A 1,553-nucleotide genomic window follows, 5' to 3' on the forward strand; every position below is an offset into this window, starting at 1 on the left:
CCCTTCGCGAGCAGGCTCGCTCCCACAGGTGATCGCATTCCCCTTTGGGAGCGAGCCTGCTCGCGAAGGCAGCGCCACGGTTCAGCGGCTGGAACCCTGCCGCTGCATCCGCGCTATATAAGCCTGAATCTCCCGCTCGATCACCTGACTGTCATACGGCCCTTCGAGGGTATTTTCGCGGGTGCTGAAATACAGCTCGCCATTGACCCGACACACGCGGTCGCTGCGAAAACGGGTGGCGGGGGCGCTGTCCTCGGCGCGCATGGCGTACATGTAGGTCTCCCTGCTATGCGTTGAAAAGTCTGCAATCAGCTTATGCCTGAAGCACTTGGCGCGCCTGCCCGGCCGATCAATGGCGGCGCGCCGGTTTACTGCTGCGACCTGCACAGTTTCATTCGCGGCCTGGCGGTAACTGTCCCTGTGTTGTGCGCAGCCGGACGCCTAGAATGAGTGCTCTTGTCAGCAGGCTTTTGGGGTTCGCATGCACATTTCATCGGGGCGCTGGGTGTACGGACTGTTCCTGGCGCTGCTGACCGCGTTTCTGTGGGGCATCCTGCCGATCAAGCTCAAACAGGTATTGCAGGTGATGGACCCGGTCACGGTGACCTGGTTTCGCCTGATGGTGTCCGGTGGCTGCCTGTTCATCTATCTGGCGTCGGTCAAGCGCCTGCCAAGTCGCAAGGTGCTCGGGCCGAAGGGTGGCTGGCTGGTGCTGATGGCGGTACTGGGGCTGGTCGGCAATTACGTGTTGTACCTGATGGGCCTCAACCTGCTCAGCCCCGGCACCGCGCAATTGGTGGTGCAAATGGGGCCGATCATGCTGCTGATCGCCAGTCTGTTCGTGTTCAAGGAGCGCTTCAGCATCGGCCAGGGCGTCGGCTTGCTGGTGTTGCTGGTCGGCTTTGGTCTGTTCTTCAATCAGCGTCTGGCCGAGCTGCTGACCTCGCTGTCCGACTACACCGCCGGCGTGCTCTTGGTGCTGCTGGCGTCGACGGTCTGGACCTTCTATGCGCTGGGCCAGAAGCAATTGCTCACGGTGTGGAATTCGTTGCAGGTGATGATGGTGATCTATCTGTTCTGCGGGCTATTGCTGACGCCGTGGGTGCATCCGCTTGAAGCGCTCAACCTGAGCCCGTTGCAGGGCTGGCTGCTATTGGCCTGCTGCATGAACACCTTGATCGCCTACGGCGCATTCGCCGAAGCGCTGGCGCACTGGGAAGCATCGCGGGTCAGCGCGACGCTGGCGATCACTCCGTTGGTGACGTTTGTTGCGGTGGCGATTGCGGCGCGGATCTGGCCGGACTATGTGCATGCCGAGCAGATCAATGCGCTGGGCTATGGCGGGGCGGTGCTGGTGGTGCTGGGTTCGGCGCTGGTGGCGTTGGGGCCATCGTTGATTGCAGGGTTGAAGGCGCGTCGGATGAAGATGGCAGCCAGTTGAACCGCGCCGGCCGCATTCGCGAGCAAGCTCGCTCCCACATTTTTGCGCATTCCCAGCATGAGAATGCAGTCCACTGTGGGAGCGAGCTTGCTCGCGAAGGCTGACTTACAGG

The 1,553-nt window shown here is 61.7% G+C and carries 2 protein-coding genes; one reads left to right on the forward strand and one right to left on the reverse strand.

The window, feature by feature from the left end; genetic code table 11:
• Window positions 1-81 precede the first annotated feature (81 nt).
• Entirely contained in the window at window positions 82-273 is a 192-nt protein-coding gene (locus tag QMX86_RS28035; RefSeq protein ID WP_122603652.1) for a DUF6316 family protein, read from the reverse strand.
• Window positions 274-481: 208 nt separating this feature from the next.
• On the opposite strand from QMX86_RS28035, the gene QMX86_RS28040 reads away from it, so the two are divergent.
• Window positions 482-1,441 carry a DMT family transporter gene (locus tag QMX86_RS28040; RefSeq protein WP_122707363.1) on the forward strand — a complete coding sequence of 320 codons (960 nt, stop codon included), beginning with the start codon at window positions 482-484 and terminating at the stop codon, window positions 1,439-1,441.
• Window positions 1,442-1,553 lie beyond the last annotated feature (112 nt).

It is taken from the genome of Pseudomonas sp. PS01270, from assembly GCF_029959775.1.
GTDB lineage: Bacteria > Pseudomonadota > Gammaproteobacteria > Pseudomonadales > Pseudomonadaceae > Aquipseudomonas > Aquipseudomonas atacamensis.

What these genes read in the sequence shown, in the direction of transcription:
- QMX86_RS28040 (WP_122707363.1), top strand. Translation starts at nt 482, where the DNA reads ATGCACATTTCATCGGGGCGCTGGGTGTACGGACTGTTCCTGGCGCTG.
- QMX86_RS28035 (WP_122603652.1), bottom strand. Translation starts at nt 273, where the DNA reads ATGTACGCCATGCGCGCCGAGGACAGCGCCCCCGCCACCCGTTTTCGC.